This is a genomic window from Rathayibacter tanaceti (assembly GCF_009834165.1).
In the GTDB taxonomy this organism is placed as follows: domain Bacteria; phylum Actinomycetota; class Actinomycetes; order Actinomycetales; family Microbacteriaceae; genus Rathayibacter; species Rathayibacter tanaceti.
In genome coordinates, this window is the sequence record NZ_CP047186.1 from 855,774 (window position 1) to 873,816 (window position 18,043).

The window sequence follows — 18,043 nt, forward strand, 5'->3', positions numbered from 1 at the left end:
TTGATGCGCAAGCTCGTACCCGACCGAGCCTTGCGCGCTTCGGCGACGGTAAACTCGACTCTCGTGAACTCCTCGGAACCGGTCGACGTCGCCCTCATCGGTGGGGGCATCATGAGCGCCACTCTCGGCGCACTCATCACCCAGCTGCAGCCCGACTGGACCATCGCCGCCTACGAGCGCCTCGGCGACGTGGCCCAGGAGTCGTCGAACCCGTGGAACAACGCGGGCACCGGCCACGCCGCCCTCTGCGAGCTGAACTACATGCCCGAGGCGGCCGACGGCTCCGTCGACCCCGCCAAGGCCATCCAGATCAACGAGCAGTTCCAGATCTCGCGTCAGTTCTGGTCGAGCCTCGTCGAGTCCGGCGACATCCGCGAGCCGTCGAGCTTCATCCATCCCGCCCCGCACATGACTTTCGTGCACGGCGAGGCCAACGTCGAGTACCTCCGCAAGCGCTACGAGGCGCTCAAGGACCAGCCGCTGTTCGCCGGCATCGAGTTCACCGAGAGCATCAAGACCATCCACGAGTGGGCGCCGCTGCTGATGGAGCAGCGTCCCGCGGGAGGCGGCCCCTACGCGGCGACCCGAGTGCCGGCCGGTACCGACGTCGACTTCGGCTCGCTCACCCGTCAGCTCTTCGACCACGTGGTCGCACACGGAGGCACGCTCGACACCGGCCACGAGGTCACCGACATCACCCGGCAGAAGGACGGCACCTGGCGCCTCGACCTCAAGCAGGTCGTCGGAGGCACCCCGAAGCGCGTCACCGCTCGTTTCGTCTTCGTCGGTGCGGGCGGCGGAGCGCTGCACCTGCTGCAGAAGTCGGGAATCCCCGAGATCAAGGGCTTCGGCGGCTTCCCCATCTCGGGGCAGTTCCTCCGCACCGACAACCCCGAGCTGGTCGCCAAGCACCGCGCGAAGGTCTACGGCAAGGCCGCGGTAGGAGCGCCTCCGATGTCGGTGCCACACCTTGACGCCCGCATCGTCGACGGCGAGGCCTCGCTGCTCTTCGGGCCGTACGCGGGATTCACGCCCAAGTTCCTCAAGCGCGGCTCCTGGCTCGATCTCCCGCTCTCGATCCGGCCGCACAACATCGGCCCGATGCTCGCGGTCGCGCGTGACAACTTCGACCTGATGAAGTACCTCATCGGCGAGGTGCTGGCCGGGCGCGGCAAGAAGATGAGGGCGCTGCGCGAGTTCCTGCCCGCCGCCCGCGACGAGGACTGGTACCTCATCACCGCCGGTCAGCGCGTGCAGGTGATGAAGAAGGACGCGACGAAGGGCGGAGTGCTGCAGTTCGGAACCGAGGTCATCACGGGGGCCGAGGGCAGCATCGCAGGCCTCCTCGGCGCCTCGCCCGGTGCGTCGACCGCGGTGCCGATCATGCTCGACATCGTGCAGAAGTGCTTCCCCGGCAGGATGGCGCAGTGGGAGCCGCGGATCCGCGCTCTGGTGCCGAGCTACGGCTCGACCCTCAACGACGCTCCTGAGAAGGCCGAGACCACCGTGGGAGCGACCGCTCGGACGCTGGACCTCTCCGCCTCCGTTTAGACGATCCCCGGGCGTGTCGTTCGAACATATGTTCTCATAGCTTCATGAGGTGGAGCGGGCAGTCGATCGGCACGGCGGACGAGGCCGCGCTACCCGGGCTCGTCACGCTCACCGATCTCGTGCGGACGGTGCGGACTCCGGAGTTCGACGGCATCACCTTCTACGAAGTGCTCGCGAAGTCGGCGCTCAACCGGGTGCACACCTCGTCGAAGATGCCGTTCGGCTGGACCATCAATCCCATGCGCGGCTGCACCCACGCGTGCACCTACTGCTTCGCGCGGCCCACCCACGAGTACCTCGAGTTCGACGGCGGTCGCGACTTCGACTCGCAGATCGTGGTCAAGGTGAACGTCGCCGAGGTGCTCACGCGCGAGCTGGCGAAGCCGAGCTGGGGCAGGCACCCCGTCGCTCTGGGCACGAACACCGATCCCTACCAGCGGGCAGAGGGTCGTTACCGGCTGATGCCCGGCATCATCGCGGCGCTGGCCGCCTCGGGCACGCCCCTGTCGATCCTCACGAAGGGGTCGCTGCTCCGCCGCGACCTGCCGCTGCTCCGTGAGGCCGCCGAGCACGTGCCGGTCGACCTCGGAGTCTCGATCGCTGTGTACGACGAGGACCTGCAGCGCTCCGTCGAACCGGGAGCGCCGACGGCGGCGGCCCGGCTTGCGACCGTCACGGCCGCGCGCGAGGCGGGATTCGAGTGCTCGGTGTTCCTGATGCCGATCCTGCCGTTCCTCACCGACACGCGCGCCCACCTCGACGCTTCTCTGCGTGCGTGCCGTGACGCCGGCGCGAGCAGCATCATGTACTCGACGCTCTACCTCAAGCCCGGCGTGAAGGAGTGGTTCTTCGAGTGGCTCGCGCACGAGCACCCCGAGGTGCTCGAGCGCTACCGCTCGCTCTACCCCGGCCGCGCCGTCTACGCGCCACAGGAGTACCGCCGCTGGCTGTCCGCACGCATCCGTCCCCTGATGCGCGATCACGGGCTTGAGCGCGGCGAGGAGGATCCCGCCACGGGCTCGGTCCGCTCCTCCGCTCTCGGGTCGCTGGGCACGCTGCGCACACTCGGCGGCGAGCGGAACGCGCTGCAGCACGACGGCCTGCTGATCGGAGAGCTCGGTCCCGACAAGGCGGCGCTCCTGCCGGGGGTCGGCCAGCCGACCCTCTTCTGAGCCGGCGGCTCGACCACCCGCCAGTAGGATCGTCGGCATGGTCACCCGCTCCGGTGAGCCCGCGCCCGGCTCCTCCGCGTCGGGCCCCTCGGCCGGGAGCCTCGATGTCGAGGCCCGGAGGCCGGTCCGGCTCGGGCTCCTCGACACCCACGAGGACCTCCTCGCTGCGATGAGCACGTGGATCCGATCGCACGCACCCGATTTCGAGCTGGTGATCGGAGCCGCGACCTGGCCTGATCTCGTCACGAGCGATGTCTTCCCCACCCAGGTCGTCATCATGGACGTCGAGGTCCGCGAGCCGATCTCGATCGAGGCACGGATCCGCACCTGCCGCGCGGCGGGCGCCGCGGTCGTCGTCCTCTCTGAGAGCGAGGACGACGAGATCCACGAGCGCACGCTCCGGGCCGGCGCCCTGCGGCATCTCGCCAAGTCTCGGCCGATGCGCGACGTGATGGAGCAGACCCGGGCTGCGCTCGAGATGCGCTCCGCCGACGTCTCCGCGGCGCAGTGGCGGCCACTGCCGTCGGGAGTCGCGACCCAGCAGCGCCCGCGGCTGAGCGCGGGAGAGCTGGAGGCGCTGCGGCTCTACGCGTCCGGCTCCACGACTCCCGAGGTGGCCGCGAAGATGAACGTGCAGTTCGAGACGGCGAAGACCTACCTCCAGCGGGTGCGCCGGAAGTACAGCGCGGCAGGGCGCCCCGCCGGCCGGCGCGCCGACCTCATCAGGCGTGCCGGCGAGGACGGGCTCCTCCCGTGAGCCCCGTCGACCCGCATCGGGGCAGCCGCCTCCGCACCAGCCCCGAGGAGACCTGATGGCCAAGCTGTACTTCCGTTACGGCGCCATGAACAGCGGCAAGAGCACCTCGCTCCTCCAGGCGGCGCACAACTACGAGGAGCGCGGCCACCGCGTGCTGCTCGCGAAGCCGGCGGTCGACACGAAGGGCGACGCGCTCATCGTCTCGCGTCTCGGTGCGACCCGTCCGGTGGACATCCTCTTCGAGCCCGACGGCGATCCTGTCGCCGTCTTCACCGCCGCGCGCGAGCGTGTGTTCGCCGAGTCGGCGCGCGACGTGAGCGCCCTGCTCGTCGACGAGGCCCAGTTCCTCGCCGAGTCCCACGTCGACGATCTGCTCCGCATCGCGATCCTCGAGAACGTCCCCGTTCTCGCCTACGGCATCCGCACCGACTTCCGTACTGCGGCCTTCCCGGGGAGCCGCCGGCTGCTCGAAATCGCCCATGCCCTCGAGGAGCTCAAGACGATCTGCCGGTGCGGGCGCAAAGCGATCTTCAACGGGCGCGTGCTCGACGGTCGGTTCGTGTTCGACGGAGATCAGGTCGCGATCGACGGAGCGGCGGTGACTTACGAGGCTCTCTGCGGCGCGTGCTACCTCCAGGAGAGTCGCGGACGGCTCCGCGGATGACCCGGGGAGGAACGCTCGCCTCTCCGACACCCATCGGAAACGAGGAAGTGGGTAGCCTGGCGAAGTGACATCACCGGAAACGGAATTACGCCTTTCGGCACAGCAGCAGGACAGGGCGGGGGGAACGATGACGGCGCAGGGGACCACGCCGAAGCGCCGTCCGTCGTGGGAGCAGGACTACCGCCGGCGTCTGCTGATCACCGACGTGATCGCGATCATCCTCTCCGTCTTCGGCACTCAGCTGTACTGGTTCGACCTGAACCTGAACTCGGACGTGGGATTCCAGAACCCCGCAGACATCGCCATCAGCTACACGTGGGTGTCGGTCGGGCTCTCTGTGGGCTGGCTCCTCGCCCTCCAGGTGTTCGACACCCGCGACCGCCGCATCGTCGGCACCGGCTACGTCGAGTACCGCCGGGTCGTCGACGCCTCGATCTGGCTGTTCGGCATCGTCGCGATCATCGCCTACCTCCTGCAGATCCTGCTGGCGCGCGGCTACATCATCACGGCGTTCCCCGCGGGCATCGTGCTGATCTGCGTCGGGCGCGTGGTCTGGCGCTCGTGGCTCACCCGCCAGCGCCGGTCCGGCCGCTTCTCGAGCCAGGTGGTGCTGCTCGGCTCTCGCGCGAGCGTGCTGCACACCGCCCGCGAGCTGCGCCGGGGGAGTGAGGCCGGCTACAAGCTCGTCGGCGCGGTCTCGACCTCGGTCGGAGGCGCGGAGGCACTGCGCGACGAGCCGGAGCTCTCCGGCCTCGCGGTCCACGGCTTCGCCGGGGTCGACGGCGTGCGCGCTGTGATGGACGCCACCGGGGCCGACACTGTCGTCGTCACGAGCTCGGACGAGCTCGCCCCGCAGCGCATCCGCGAGCTGAGTTGGACTCTCGAGCCCGGGCGCGAGCACCTGGTCGTCGCGCCGAGCCTGACCGACATCGGCGGACCCCGGATCCACACCCGCCCGGTCGCCGGACTGCCGCTGATCCACGTCGAGACTCCGCGCTTCGACGGTCGTCAGCGCTTCGCCAAGCGGCTGTTCGACATCCTCGCCTCGACCATGCTGATCCTGCTCAGTGCACCGGTCCTCGTTGTGGTCGCCGTGCTGGTCAAGGCGACGAGTCCCGGACCCGTGCTGTTCCGTCAGGAGCGCATCGGCCTGAACGGCGCGACGTTCGAGATGCTCAAGTTCCGCTCGATGGTCGTCGACGCCGAGGCCCGCTTGGCCGCGCTGGCCTCCGAGCAGCGGGCGGAGGGCAACACGATCCTGTTCAAGATGGCCAAGGATCCGCGGGTCACCCGCGTGGGAGCGTTCCTCCGACGCTTCAGCCTCGACGAGCTGCCGCAGTTCCTCAACGTCTTCCGCGGCGACATGTCGCTGATCGGCCCCCGCCCGCCGCTGGCGCGCGAGGTCGAGCAGTACGAGGAGCACGTGCACCGCCGCTTCCTGATGAAGCCGGGCATCACCGGCCTCTGGCAAGTCAGCGGGCGTTCCAATCTGTCGTGGGAGGACACCGTGCGCCTCGACCTCTACTACGTCGAGAACTGGTCGATGACCGGCGACGTCGTGATCCTCTTCAAGACCGCGCGAGCCGTGCTCGCCCGCGACGGAGCGTACTGATCGCCGGCGTGAGGGCCTCTGCGCCCAGAACCCTGTCCGTCTCGGTGCTCGAGACCCCGTTCCGCGTCGTCTTCGGTGCGGGCGTCAGCGAGGAGGACGCGGCGAGGATCGCGGACAGCTGGGCGTGCTGCGCGGCTGACCCGGACTCCGCCGCCCGCGACGTGCTCGCCGAAGTCGCACCGACCCCGACCCGGCAGGTCGGCACCGGGATGCGCGTGTCCTCGACCAGTGTCGCCCAGCTGGAGGAGTCGCTCACCTCGACCCTGACCGTCGAAGCGATCGGCGAACGGCGCGGCGACCTGCTGATGCTGCACGCCTGCGGCATCGCCGACGAGGACGGTCATGTACTCGCGTTCGTCGCCGCCTCGGGGACAGGCAAGACCACGATCGCCCGCACGCTCGGATCCCGTTTCGGCTATGTCACGGACGAGACGGTCGGGGTCACCTCCGAGGGGCGAGTCCTGCCCTATCCGAAGCCGCTCTCGGTGAAGCCGCTCAGCGGCTCCGCGCCCAAGGCCCAACTGGCCCCCACCGCGCTCGGGCTGCGGCCCGCGCCGGACGTGCCCCTCGTGCTCGCGGGCGTCGTGCTGCTCGAGCGCCGCGACGCCGTCGACGCGCCCTACCTCGAGCCCGTCGATCCGATCGAGGCGATCGAGGACCTCGTGCCGCAGACCTCCTACCTCTCGGCCAGGCCCCGCCCCATCACCGGGCTGGTGCGCACTCTCACCGCTCTGGGCGGAGTGCGTCGCCTGGTCTACTCCGAGGCGGGGAGCGTGGTGCACCTCGTCGAGGAGGCGTTCGCCGGGCTCGGCGCGCCGGCTCCCGCGGCGTGGGGCGACGTGAGCGCAGTGCCGCTCGGGGCTGCCGGGGAGGTACCTCCCGGCGCGCTCGTGCGCACTCCGGCCGACGACGCGGTCGAGCTGCCCGACGGACAGCTGCTCGTCTTCTGCAACGATGTCCTCGTGCGCCTCTCCGGGATCGGGCCCGTGGTGTGGCGGCACGCCGATCGTGGGGCTCATGTCGCCGGTCTGGTCGCGTCGGTCCTCGAAGAGGTCGGCCCCCCGCCCGTCGGCGTCGATGCCGAGGCCGCTGTGGAGGCCGCGGTGAGCGAACTGGAGGACCTCGGCGTGATCACGAGAACGCCTCCTCTTCCGACCACCCCCGACGGGTGGCACGCATGACGCGCCTTGCGTCTGAGGGGTGCGGGCGCTGTGTCAGAATTCGACAGCACCCGTCTTCGTCACGTGCCGTGCGATCATGATCAGCGAAGGAATCTGACCCTGTGGAACTACGAGACGTCCTCCGGCTTCTGCGGGACCACTGGATCCCGATCGTCGCCGCGATCCTCCTCGGCACCCTCGTCGCCTTCGGCTGGTCGCTGACCCAGACTCCGCGCTACGTCGCCGACTCGCAGGGCCTCGTCTCGGTCGCCACGACGGGCGGCACGGACGAGAGCCAGGAGATCTACACGCAGCAGATCGCCCAGTCGGTCGCCAAGTCGAGCCTTGCGACCTATGTGCCCATCGCCACGTCGCGTGACGTGGCGCAGATCGCGATCGACAGCCTTGGTCTCGACGTCTCGCCGGCCACGCTCATCGCGGCGATCTCGGTGCAGCCCGACACGGTCGCTCCCGTCCTCAAGGTCAGCGCGACGGCCTCGACCCCCGAGGGCGCGCAGAAGCTCGCCGACGCCTGGGTCTCGGCGATCGCCACCAAGGTGCAGCAGGTCAACCAGGAGACGGGCGTCGGCGACACCGTCACACTCACCGTCCTCCAGACCGCGGCCCTGCCTTCCTCGCCGGCCTTCCCGAACCTCCGTCTGGTCCTCGCGGTCGGCGCGCTCGCCGGTCTCGTCATCGGCCTCGTCTACGCCTTCGTCCGCAACACTCTCGACCGCCGCATCCGCACGGCCGAGATGGTCGAGCGCCTGTTCGACCTGCCGGTCGTCGGCACGCTCCCCGTGGACAAGCGGCTGAACGAGACCAACCGCATCGTCCCCGAGGCCGACACGACCGACTACGTGAAGTCGGATGGCAAGCACGCGCTGGCCGAGTCGCTGCGCGAACTGCGCACCAACCTCCAGTTCATGAACATCGACAGTCCGCCGCGCATCATCGTCGTCACAAGCCCGCTCCCCTCGGACGGCAAGTCGACCGTGACCGCCAACCTCGCCGTCACCCTCGCCGCCTCCGGTCAGCGCACCGTCGTCGTCGACGGCGACCTCCGCAAGCCCACGGTGGCCAAGTCCTTCGGGCTGGTGCCCGGCGTCGGCCTGACCGACCTGCTGATCGGCAAGGCCGAGCTGCAGGACGTCCTCCAGCCCTGGGGCCCGTCGGGCAACCTGTGGGTGCTGGGTGCCGGATCGATCCCGCCGAACCCCTCCGAGCTCCTCGGCTCCAACGGTATGGACATCCTGCTGCACGAGATCGCTCGCGAGGCGATCGTCATCGTCGATGCGCCGCCGCTGCTCCCCGTCACCGACGGAGCGATCCTCACGGCTCGCACCGATGGTGCCCTCGTCGTGATTTCGGCTGGCAAAACCACGACAGACGAGCTGGGCAAGGCGATTCAGAACCTCGAGCGCGTCAGCGGACACACCCTCGGCGTGATCCTGAACCGCGTCCCGCCGCGCGGGCAGGTCGGCCGCGGCTACGGCTACTACTACACGAGCTACTACGGTTCGGAGCGTTCCGGCGCCCGCCCGGACGCAGCCGCCGAGCCGACTCCGACGTCGGCCTGAGCGGCCGGCGATGATGTTCCCGGGCGACGACCCGTCCCGCCGCGCACGTCGGGGTTGGCGCCCGGACGAGTCCGATGCGGCCTCCGAGAGTCCTGTCTTCACCGTGCTCTCGGTCTGCACGGGCAACATCTGCCGCTCGCCGATGTCGGAGCAGCTGCTCCGCGCGTCGCTCGCCGAGGCCACATCGCCCGAGGGAGGTCCGCTGTTCGCCTTCACGAGCGCCGGCGTACGCACTCGTGATGGTGTCCCGATGGATCCGATGTCGGCGCGGTTCTCCGTCGTCCACGGCGGCGACCCCTCGGCGCACCGGAGCTCGGTGCTGAACGAGACGCTCGTCGGCGGGGCCGATCTCCTGCTCACAATGACTCGCGAGCACCTCGTCGATGCGTCTCGGAGCTTTCCGTCCCTCCTTCTTCGCGGTTTCACCCTGCTTGAGTTCGCCCGGGTGCTCCCCTTCGTGCTGCGGGAGGTGCCGCTCCCGGTCATCGAGGATCCGGCGGCTCGGCTCCGGGCCGTCGTCCGGCTCGCCGCCGCTCATCGGGGCCGAGCGCCGCGAGGCGACGGCGGCGACGACATCGACGACCCTATCGGCCGCAGCGAGGCCACTCATGAGCGTGTCGCCGCGCAGATCGCTGCCGCGGTCGCCGACGTGTCCCGCGATCTGAGAGCATTGGCGCGGCGGTAGTCGCGCGGTGGCGCGCGCAGACACGACCGTCGCGTCACACCGCTCCTCCTCACCGTCGCGTCCGCGACACGAACCTGCCACGATTCGGAGACCCTCTGTGAAGCTTTCTGTGATTGGCTGCGGCTATCTCGGTGCCGTCCACGCTGCTGCGATGGCCGAACTAGGCCACGACGTCATCGGCATCGACGTCGATCAGAAGAAGATCGACGCCCTCTCGGCCGGAACCGCCCCGTTCTTCGAGCCTGGACTGCCCGAGTTGCTCGCCTCGGGCGTCGCGTCCGGCCGTCTGCGCTTCTCGACCGACATGGCCGATGCGGCCGGTGCCGCCGTGCACTTCGTCGCCGTCGGCACCCCCCAGAAGCCGGGCGAGAACGCGGCCGACATGACCTACGTCGACTCCGCGATCGATGCCCTTCTGCCGCACCTCGAGCCCGGCTCGCTCGTTGTGGGCAAGTCCACCGTGCCGGTCGGCACGGCGGCCCGCCTCGCTGAGCGCATCGCGTCCTCCGGCTCGACGCTCGCCTGGAACCCCGAGTTCCTGAGGGAGGGGTTCGCCGTGCAGGACACGATCAGCCCCGACCGCCTCGTCTACGGTGTGCCGGAGGGCGAGGCCGGAGCGACGGCGACGGCGACCCTCGACCAGGTCTACGCGACCGCGCTGGCCGCCGACACACCGCTGGTCGTCACCGACTACGCCACCGCCGAGCTGGTCAAGGTCTCGGCCAACGCCTTCCTCGCGACCAAGATCTCGTTCATCAACGCGATCGCCGAGATCGCGGAGGTGACCGGTGCCGACGTCACGCAGCTCGCAGACGCGATCGGCTACGACGTGCGCATCGGACGTCGCTTCCTCAACGCCGGCATCGGCTTCGGCGGCGGCTGCCTCCCGAAGGACATCCGCGCGTTCTCGGCGCGTGCCGACGAGCTCGGTGTCGGCGACTCGGTCGCCTTCCTCAAGGAGGTCGACGCGATCAACCTCCGCCGCCGTCAGCGGGTCGTCGACCTCGTCTCCGAGGGTCTCGGCGGCTCGGTTGCCGGCCGGCGTATTGCGGTTCTCGGCCTGGCCTTCAAGCCGGAGTCTGATGACATCCGCGACTCGCCATCACTCGACGTTGCGGCGCGCTTCCACGATCTCGGCGCGATCGTCGTCGCGACCGATCCCGAGGCGATCGAGAACTCCCGCCGCAAGTACCCCGAGATCACGTACACGGCCGATGTCGACGAGGCGCTCGCGGGGGCCGACGCCGTCGTGGTGGTCACCGAGTGGAAGCAGTTCCGCGGTCTCGACCCCGTCGCGTCTGCGGCCAAGGTCGGCAATCCCTTCATCGTCGACGGACGTAACTGCCTCGACCCCGCCGCCTGGCGTGCGGCCGGCTGGGAGTACCGCGGCCTGGGTCGCTGAGCCGGGCGGTCGCGGGGCGTCTCAGCTCGCGCGACCGGGCCCGTCCGCCGCGACGCCGGAGGCGCCGTGGAGAGGTAGGTGCGCGAAGGCGTCGTCCCACTCCGCGGCCCTCCGGCGTTCGCGTGCGCTCATGACGGTGCTCAGAAGGACACCGGCGACGGCACCCAGCGCGGCTCCCGAGGTGTTCATCAGCACGTCGTGCGCCGTGGCGAATCGGGCAGCGAGGAACAGGAGCTGACCGAGCTCGATCACGCTGCTGGTGACCGCGCCGACCAACACGGCGATCCATGCCCGTCGTGGGCGCAGATTGAGCGCGACGAGCAGACCCAGGGGGATGAAGAGCGCGATGTTCGCCGCCGACTCGATGAAGCCGTAGTCGACCGCGGGCAGTCCGTGACGGGCGAACCAGGACGTGACTCGCCCCAGGTCGCCGTCGATCGCGGCGTCGACCGGAGTCGGCCAGAAGGCGATCGCGGCGAGGGCGGCGAGGTAGGGCACGCCGAGGAGGAGTGTGAGGCTGAGGCGGGTGAGCGACCGGGGCACGGTGCTCCTCTCGTCGATCGGCGGGCGGAGTCGACGACGACGGCGGAAGAACATTCTTTCCCGACGCGGCTGTGACCGGGCCGGGAGTCGCACCGGGAGACTCCCGAGGCGCGGCCGGGCGAAGCCGGCAACGAGGTGCCCGTCAGCGAGGCGCCCGGCAACGACGAAGCCCGGCCGGATCATTGATCCTGGCCGGGCTTCTCACCGGTCGGGGTAGCGGGATTCGAACCCACGACCTCCTCGTCCCGAACGAGGCGCGCTACCAAGCTGCGCCACACCCCGGCGTACTCATCACGGAGAACCGCTCACGAGCCTCATCAATAGTAGCCGATTTCCGGCCTCCCGTCGGACACCGGTCGTCAGGCCGAGGGGACCAGCGTCACCAGGGTCACCTCGGGGCGGCAGGCGAAGCGCACGGGAGCGTAGATGGAGGTGCCGACTCCGGCGGAGACGTTGAGGTGGGAGCTGCGGAGGCCGTTGTTCCAGGTGCTCGAGCCCGCGACCTTGTCGCGCGGGATGTCGCAGTTGGTGACCAGCGCGCCGAAGCCGGGCACGCAGACCTGGCCGCCGTGGGTGTGACCGGCGAGGATCACCTCCGCTCCCCGCGCGACGAAGTCGTCGAGGACCCTCTGGTACGGCGCGTGGGCGACGCCGATGCTGACTCCGACCGGCTCCTCCTCGGCTGCGCGCAGCTCGTCGACCGCTCCTGCGACGAGGTCGATGCGGTCGAGCCCGATGTGCGGGTCGTCCACCCCGAAGAGCTCGATCCGCGTGCCCTTCACCGTGATGCTCTGAGCGCGGTTGTTCAGGTCGATCCAGCCGAGTGCCCCGGCGAAGAAGTCGGTGAGTCCCTCGGTGTCGAGATCGGCCTCGTGCTGCTCCGGATTCTTCGAGGGTCCGCGGAAGTAGCGGAGCGGATTCTTCAGCCGCGGCCCGAAGTAGTCGTTGGAGCCGTTCACGAACGCTCCGGGGATCCCGGCGAAGGGCTTGAGGGCACGGCGGATACCCAGCACGCCGTCGCGGTGGCCGAGGTTGTCGCCGGTGTCGATGACGACGTCCGGCGCGAGGGCGAGCAGCGAGCGGATCCACTCCTGCTTCTTCGACTGCCACGGAGCCATGTGCAGGTCGGAGACGTGCAGGATGCGGATCGGGTCGGCTCCGGAGGGAAGAACGGGGAACGACGTGCGCCGCACCGTGAAGAGCGTGCGCTCGACGCCGATGCCCCACGCGGCGGCGGCGGCGGCGCCTGCCGCAGCGGCCGACGCGAGGGCTGTGGTGAGGGGGCGACGGGTCCGTCCGGTCATGGGTCCTTCTCTCGCGACTCGGCCGCGAGCGCGACCGCGTTCATTCTGCCGGACGCTTCCGAGCGCACGCCCCGTGTCAGCCGCCCGGCGACGGGGCCGCCGTGCCCGCGCTGATCCGCAGGGTGATCTGCGCGCCCTTGGCGACGCGCGACCCCGCGGGCGGGTCTGTCCTGGCGACGGTGCCGGCGGGCCGGTCGGAGGGGACGGGGGCGGCGTCGACCCTCACCGTGAATCCGACCGACCGCAGTCGGGCGGTGGCCACAGCGGGGCTCTGGCCAGTCACCTGCGGAACCGCCTGCTGCGACGCGTCGACGAGGGCCTGGGAGGGGGCGGGGAACGCTGAGCCTCCGTACTTCGCATCGGCGACCCGCATGATCCGCGGCCAGATCTGGTGGCGCACCTGACCAGCGTTGACTCCCTTGAGCAAGAAGGACCGCATCGAGCTCGACCCCCGTACGTTGCCGACCCAGGTCGCCGTGGCGACCTCGGTGCTCGCACCGACCATCCACGTGTGCACCGCCTTGTCGGTGGTGCCGGTCTTGCCGAGGTGCGGAACGCCCGTCTTCGGGTTCGACGGCGCGCCGGTTCCTCCTGACACCACCTGCTGGAGCGCGAACGCGGCTGTAGCCGCGACATCCTCCGAGAGGGCCTGCGTGCACTCGGAGGAGGGCGGAGCGATATCGGCGCCCGTGCGATCCACGATCCGGTCGATGGCGATCGGGGTGCAGACGGTTCCCTTGTTGGCGAAACCCGCGAAGGCGGTGGCCATCGTCAGCGGTGCGATCTCGTTGGTGCCGAGGATGGCCGGGGCCAGCTTCTGCAGCTCCGTCCCGTCGGCGCGATGCACGCCCATCGAGAGTGCCGTGTTGCGGATACCGCAGAGGTCGAGCTGCTGCGCCATTGCGGCGAAAGAGGTGTTGATGGAACCGGTGGTGGCCTGGAGCGCCGTGGTGACACCTCCGTTGCCGCCCTCGTCGTTTCCGGGGTTCCAGGGCTCACCGCCGTAGTAGACCCCGCCGGGCTCGCAGCTGTCTCGGAACGTCGTGTACGCGCGGCGGGTGCCGTCGACGCTCTCGCTGAGGGAGTGCCCCTCCTGGAGCCACTCCGCGAGGGTGAACACCTTGTAGGTCGAGCCCACCTGGAAGCCGGAGGAGCCGCCGTGGCCTAAGTCGGTGTTGTAGTTGACGCTCGTGTAGTTCGCGCCCGTCACGGTGGGGTCGTTGGAGTAGTCCTTGTTCTGCGTCATCGCGAGGATTCGGCCGGTGCCGACCTCGACCGAGACGCTCGCACTGCCGATGTTCACGTTCGCCATCGACTTCGGCACCCACGCGTCGGTGGCGGACACGGCCGCTTGCTGGAGATCGGAGTCGAGGGTCGTGTAGATCTGGTAGCCGCCGCGCTTGAAGGTCGCGTCGCGCTCGTCCTGACTCGCGCCGAACGCGTCGTCGTTCTTGATCACCCAGGTCACGTAGTCGCAGAAGAAGGCGGCGACTCCGGCTGTCTGGCAGCCGGTGCTGGGCTCGGTGATCCTGGGGGAGACCGGCGTCGCGGCCGCCTCCTGCACCTGCTCGGTCGTCACCTTCGACTCGAGGTCCATGCGGTTGATGATGTAATTGCGCCGATCGAGCGTGCTCGGGTAGCCCTCCGCCGCGAGGTTCGCCGGATCGTCCGGTCGGTCGAAGCGGAACTTCTCGGGGTTGTTGACGATCGCGACGAGCGCCGCCGACTGCGCGAGCGAGAGGTCCTTCGCGCTGACGCCGAAGTAGTAGCGGGCGGCGGCCTCGATGCCGTAGACGGTGCCTCCGAACAGCGCGATGTTGAGGTACCCGAGAAGGATGTCGTTCTTGGCGTACTCCTTCTCGAGGCCGATCGCCAAGCGCATCTCGGCCACCTTGCGCTCCGGTGTGGTCTCGGTCGCCTCGCGGTAGGCCGCGTCGCGCTCGATCGGATCGCTGAGCCCCTCCGCCTTCTGCACGAGAACGTTCTTGACGTACTGCTGGGTGATGGAGGAGCCGCCCTGCACGTCGGCGCCCAGGGCGGTGGTCGCCGCCGCGCGAACCGTCCCGAGAAGATCGACGCCGCCGTGCTCGTAGAAGCGCGGGTCCTCCGAGGCGATGACCGCATCCATCACGAACGGCGAGATCTCGTCCCAGCCGACCTGCACCCGGTTCTGCGCATAGAAGGAGGCGAGCAGCACGTCGCCGCCGGCCGAGTCCTTGGCATAGACGTCGCTCTTCTCTGCGAGGGTGCCGATCTCGAGGTACTCGGGGAGGTTGTCGAACATCTCGACCGTATTGCCGGCGGCCATGCCGCTCAGCGCGATCGCCGGCGTGACGGAGGCGGCCACCAGGACCCCTGCGACGATGCTCATCGCGACGATGCCGATCAGGCTGCCGACGGCACCTCCGATGGTCTTCACGACTCTGGTCCCGCCCTGCCCCGACATAGAATCAGCGTAGTCGCCGCGCTCGGACGAGCCGCGGCCCCCATCCCGCCGATGTGCGGCGCTCAGCAGTCGTCCCGCACCGGCCGCACTCGAGGAGAGCCATGTCCGTCCCGCGCTGGGAGTACGTCACCACCCCGTTGATGATCCACAACACCACGGCGATCCTCAACACGTGGGGTTCCGAGGGGTGGGAGCTCGTGCAGATCGTGACCGGGCCCGAGGGAGGGCTCGTCGCCTACCTCAAGCGTCCCGTCGCAGAGGCCGACGCGTGATCGCCGAGCGGCTCGCGGAGCTCGGCATCGAGCTCCCCGACGTCGCTGTCCCGGCCGGCGCGTACGTCCCGGCGGTCGTCCACGGCGGAGTGGTGTACACGGCCGGTCAGATCCCCTTCGTCGACGGCGCGCTGCCACTGGCGGGCAAGGTCGGTGCTGAGGTGTCGCCCGAGCAGGCGAAGGATCTCGCCCGCATCTGCGCGCTCAACGCGCTCGCGGCGGTCGCCGACGCGATCGGATCGCTGGACCGCGTGACGCGCATCGTCAAGCTCACGGGGTTCGTCGCCTCCGCCTCCGGCTTCACCGGTCAGCCCGGAGTGGTCAACGGTGCCTCGGAGCTGCTCGGAGACGTGTTCGGTGAGGCGGGCCGTCACGCGCGCTCGGCCGTGGGCGTGGCCGAGCTGCCGCTCGGCGCTCCGGTGGAGGTCGAGCTGATCGTCGCCTTCGACTGATCCCGACCGCGTCGTGCCCCGGGCGGCCTCCCCGCCGGCGCGGCTCCGCCCGGGACCCCTGTCAGTCCGCGGCCATCGCGGAGGTGATCACCGCCATCACCTGCGTGTCGGCCAGGGTCGTCGTGTCGCCCACGGCACGCCCCTCCGCCACATCGCGGAGCAGGCGGCGCATGATCTTGCCGGAGCGGGTCTTCGGCAGCTCCTGCACCACGATGATGCGCTGGGGGCGGGCGATCGCGCCGATGTGCTCGGCGACGTGGGACTTCAGCGTGGCCTCGAGCTCGTCGTGCCCGTCGGCGAGTTCCTCGGCCCGGCTCGCCTTGGCGATGACGAAGGCGACGACCGCCTGTCCGGTGGTCTCGTCCGCCGCTCCCACGACCGCCGCCTCCGCCACGACCGGGTGCGAGACCAGGGCCGACTCGATCTCGGCCGTCGAGAGGCGGTGGCCGGAGACGTTCATCACGTCGTCCACGCGACCGAGCAGCCAGAGGTCGCCGTCGCGGTCGCGGCGGGCGCCGTCTCCGGCGAAGTAGCGGTCGCCGAACGTCGACCAGTACGTCTCGACGTACCGCTCCCGGTCACCCCAGATGCCGCGCAGCATCGACGGCCACGGCTCGGTGACCACCAGGAGTCCGCCTTCGTCGGGGCCCACCGGGGTTCCGTCGTCATCGACGACGTCGATCGAGATTCCGGGCAGGGCCACCTGAGCAGATCCGGGCTTCAGTGTGGTGACGCCCGGCAGAGGCGAGACCATCATCGCGCCCGTCTCGGTCTGCCACCAGGTGTCGACGATCGGAGTCCGGCCGCCGCCGATCACATCGCGATACCAGATCCACGCCTCCGGGTTGATCGGCTCGCCGACCGAGCCGAGCAGACGCAGGCTCGACAGGTCGAAGCGCTGCGGGATCTGCCGTCCGAGCTTCATGAACGAGCGGATCGCGGTGGGCGCCGCGTAGAGGATCGTCACGCCGTGCTTCTCGACGATCTCCCACCATCGGCCGGGGTGCGGGCTGTCGGGGGTGCCCTCGTACATCACCTGGGTGGCTCCGTTGGCGAGTGGGCCGTAGACGACGTAGCTGTGGCCGGTGATCCAGCCCACGTCGGCGGTCGACCAGTAGACGTCCGTCTCGGGGCGGAGGTCGAAGACGGCGCGGTGGGTGAAGGCCACCTGGGTCAGGTAGCCGCCGCTGGTGTGCAGGATGCCCTTCGGCTTCCCGGTGGTGCCGCTCGTGTAGAGGATGAACAGCGGCTGTTCGGCCGGGAAGGGCTTCGCGACATGGTCGGCGTCGACCGCGACCATCTCCTCGTGCCACCACAGGTCGCGGCCACCGTGCCAGTCGACCTCGTTGCCTCCGCGGCGCACCACGAGGACGTGCCGCACGCCGGACTCGCCGCCGAGGGCGAGCGCCGCGTCGACCGCCGGCTTGAGAGGCGAGACGGCGCCCTTGCGCCAACCGCCGTCGGCGGTGATGACGAGCTTCGCCTCCGCATCGTCGATGCGAGCACGCAGGCTCTCGGCGCTGAAGCCGCCGAAGACGACCGAGTGGACCGCGCCGAGGCGGGCGACCGCGAGCATGGCGACCACCGCCTCCGGGATCATCGGGAGGTAGATCGCGACCCGGTCGCCCGCTCGGATGCCGAGGCTCGTCAGCAGGTTGGCGGCTCGCTTCACCTCGGCAGTGAGCTCGGCGTAGGTGAGCGAGCGGGAGTCGCCGGGCTCGCCCTCCCAGTGGATCGCGACGCGGTCGCCGTGCCCGGCGAGCACGTGCCGGTCGAGGCAGTTGTAGGCGACGTTCAGCTCGCCGTCGTCGAACCACGTCGCGAAGGGCGGTTCGCTCCAGTCGAGGGTCCTGGTGAACGGCGTGTGCCAGTGCAGCAGCTCGCGGCTGCGCGCGGCCCAGAAAGCGAGCCGATCGGTCGCGGCCTCCTCGTAGAGCGCGCCCGTCGCGACGGCGCCGGCCGCAAACTCGGCCGGCGGCGGGAAGCGCCGAGTCTCGTGGAGGAGATTGTCGATGGCGGTCGTGCCGCCGGCTCCGGAGGAAGTGGACATCTGCGATTCGCTCCTTCGCGAGTGCGACGTTAGCCGACCCACGCGGTCGGCCTCGCACCACCGTAGCGCTCGACCCCGGTCAGGATCAGGCGGGAGCCGAACCTGAATGTCCGGCCCAGTTCTCCTCAGATTCCGCAGAGGTGCGCGGCTGGACTTGGCGATTCGCCGTCCTTCCCCTACAGTGGCGTACGGCCGGACGAAAGTTCGGCTCTGCGGCGCAAGCGATTCCCCCCAATCCAGCGCCGCCGAGGCGGCACCTGTTCCCCCCAATGGGTGCCGCCCCCTTCTTCCCGTCGGTTCCTCCCGCCGGGACGCACGCCCCCGCTCGAGCCCTGCTCGCGGGGGCGTTCGTCGTGGGCCCCGGGCAACCGGCCACCGGGCGCCCGGTCTTCC

General features: G+C 69.9%; 15 protein-coding genes and 1 tRNA gene. 11 read left to right on the plus strand and 5 right to left on the minus strand.

Annotation, left to right across the window (positions count from 1 at the left end):
• Positions 1–3: 3 nt before the first annotated feature.
• From GSU10_RS04075 to GSU10_RS04115, 9 genes are all read left to right on the plus strand, one after another.
• Positions 4–1,551 carry a malate:quinone oxidoreductase gene (locus GSU10_RS04075; protein ID WP_082845078.1) on the plus strand — a complete coding sequence of 516 codons (1,548 nt, stop codon included), beginning with the start codon at positions 4–6 and terminating at the stop codon, positions 1,549–1,551.
• Positions 1,552–1,595: 44 nt separating this feature from the next.
• Positions 1,596–2,723 (plus strand): Rv2578c family radical SAM protein, encoded by a 1,128-nt coding sequence (locus GSU10_RS04080; RefSeq protein WP_068210180.1) that lies wholly within the window; start codon positions 1,596–1,598, stop codon positions 2,721–2,723.
• 37 nt (positions 2,724–2,760) lie between these two features.
• The gene (locus tag GSU10_RS04085) at positions 2,761–3,480 is read left to right on the plus strand and encodes a helix-turn-helix transcriptional regulator (protein WP_068210177.1); all 720 of its coding nucleotides are present in this window, start codon (positions 2,761–2,763) and stop codon (positions 3,478–3,480) included.
• Positions 3,481–3,535: 55 nt separating this feature from the next.
• Positions 3,536–4,144: a thymidine kinase gene (locus tag GSU10_RS04090; protein WP_068210175.1), complete on the plus strand. Its 609-nt coding sequence runs from the start codon at positions 3,536–3,538 to the stop codon at positions 4,142–4,144.
• A gap of 127 nt (positions 4,145–4,271) precedes the next feature.
• Positions 4,272–5,756: a sugar transferase gene (locus GSU10_RS04095; protein ID WP_068210172.1), complete on the plus strand. Its 1,485-nt coding sequence runs from the start codon at positions 4,272–4,274 to the stop codon at positions 5,754–5,756.
• Positions 5,757–5,800: 44 nt separating this feature from the next.
• The gene (locus tag GSU10_RS04100; RefSeq protein WP_068210169.1) at positions 5,801–6,937 is read left to right on the plus strand and encodes a hypothetical protein; all 1,137 of its coding nucleotides are present in this window, start codon (positions 5,801–5,803) and stop codon (positions 6,935–6,937) included.
• Between the two features lie 101 nt (positions 6,938–7,038).
• Entirely contained in the window at positions 7,039–8,496 is a 1,458-nt protein-coding gene (locus GSU10_RS04105) for a tyrosine-protein kinase domain-containing protein (RefSeq protein WP_132504480.1), read from the plus strand.
• Between the two features lie 10 nt (positions 8,497–8,506).
• The gene (locus tag GSU10_RS04110; RefSeq protein WP_082845077.1) at positions 8,507–9,181 is read left to right on the plus strand and encodes an arsenate reductase/protein-tyrosine-phosphatase family protein; all 675 of its coding nucleotides are present in this window, start codon (positions 8,507–8,509) and stop codon (positions 9,179–9,181) included.
• A gap of 97 nt (positions 9,182–9,278) precedes the next feature.
• The gene (locus tag GSU10_RS04115) at positions 9,279–10,583 is read left to right on the plus strand and encodes a UDP-glucose dehydrogenase family protein (protein WP_068210165.1); all 1,305 of its coding nucleotides are present in this window, start codon (positions 9,279–9,281) and stop codon (positions 10,581–10,583) included.
• A 21-nt stretch (positions 10,584–10,604) separates the two neighbouring features.
• On the opposite strand, the gene GSU10_RS04120 is transcribed toward GSU10_RS04115, so the two are convergent.
• The 4 genes from GSU10_RS04120 to GSU10_RS04135 form a co-directional block, all read right to left on the minus strand.
• Entirely contained in the window at positions 10,605–11,126 is a 522-nt protein-coding gene (locus GSU10_RS04120) for a VanZ family protein (RefSeq protein WP_158286075.1), read from the minus strand.
• 208 nt (positions 11,127–11,334) lie between these two features.
• Positions 11,335–11,408 (minus strand) — tRNA-Pro (locus tag GSU10_RS04125).
• A gap of 77 nt (positions 11,409–11,485) precedes the next feature.
• On the minus strand, positions 11,486–12,430 hold the full coding sequence (locus tag GSU10_RS04130) for a metallophosphoesterase (protein WP_068210159.1): 945 nt from the start codon (positions 12,428–12,430) through the stop codon (positions 11,486–11,488).
• Between the two features lie 76 nt (positions 12,431–12,506).
• A complete protein-coding gene (locus tag GSU10_RS04135; RefSeq protein ID WP_068210158.1) occupies positions 12,507–14,876 on the minus strand; it encodes a penicillin-binding protein in 2,370 nt (789 codons plus the stop codon).
• Positions 14,877–14,977: 101 nt separating this feature from the next.
• Here GSU10_RS04135 and sp36 point away from each other — a divergent pair, with 101 nt between their 5' ends.
• Complete coding sequence (gene sp36, locus GSU10_RS15260; protein ID WP_166971887.1) at positions 14,978–15,148, plus strand: Sp36 family protein; 171 nt, start codon at positions 14,978–14,980, stop codon at positions 15,146–15,148.
• Entirely contained in the window at positions 15,145–15,600 is a 456-nt protein-coding gene (locus GSU10_RS04140; protein ID WP_199220824.1) for a RidA family protein, read from the plus strand. The genes sp36 and GSU10_RS04140 overlap by 4 nt, the downstream gene beginning before the upstream one ends.
• 61 nt (positions 15,601–15,661) lie before the next feature.
• Here GSU10_RS04140 and acs read toward each other — a convergent pair whose 3' ends face one another.
• Positions 15,662–17,650 carry an acetate--CoA ligase gene (gene acs / locus GSU10_RS04145; protein ID WP_068210155.1) on the minus strand — a complete coding sequence of 663 codons (1,989 nt, stop codon included), beginning with the start codon at positions 17,648–17,650 and terminating at the stop codon, positions 15,662–15,664.
• Positions 17,651–18,043 lie beyond the last annotated feature (393 nt).

Coding starts and splice junctions, on each gene's coding strand:
- GSU10_RS04085 (WP_068210177.1), top strand. CDS start 2,761: ATGGTCACCCGCTCCGGTGAGCCCGCGCCCGGCTCCTCCGCGTCGGGC.
- GSU10_RS04110 (WP_082845077.1), top strand. CDS start 8,507: ATGATGTTCCCGGGCGACGACCCGTCCCGCCGCGCACGTCGGGGTTGG.
- GSU10_RS04075 (WP_082845078.1), top strand. CDS start 4: ATGCGCAAGCTCGTACCCGACCGAGCCTTGCGCGCTTCGGCGACGGTA.
- GSU10_RS04080 (WP_068210180.1), top strand. CDS start 1,596: ATGAGGTGGAGCGGGCAGTCGATCGGCACGGCGGACGAGGCCGCGCTA.
- GSU10_RS04090 (WP_068210175.1), top strand. CDS start 3,536: ATGGCCAAGCTGTACTTCCGTTACGGCGCCATGAACAGCGGCAAGAGC.
- GSU10_RS04095 (WP_068210172.1), top strand. CDS start 4,272: ATGACGGCGCAGGGGACCACGCCGAAGCGCCGTCCGTCGTGGGAGCAG.
- sp36 (WP_166971887.1), top strand. CDS start 14,978: ATGTCCGTCCCGCGCTGGGAGTACGTCACCACCCCGTTGATGATCCAC.
- GSU10_RS04130 (WP_068210159.1), bottom strand. CDS start 12,430: ATGACCGGACGGACCCGTCGCCCCCTCACCACAGCCCTCGCGTCGGCC.
- GSU10_RS04135 (WP_068210158.1), bottom strand. CDS start 14,876: ATGTCGGGGCAGGGCGGGACCAGAGTCGTGAAGACCATCGGAGGTGCC.
- acs (WP_068210155.1), bottom strand. CDS start 17,650: ATGTCCACTTCCTCCGGAGCCGGCGGCACGACCGCCATCGACAATCTC.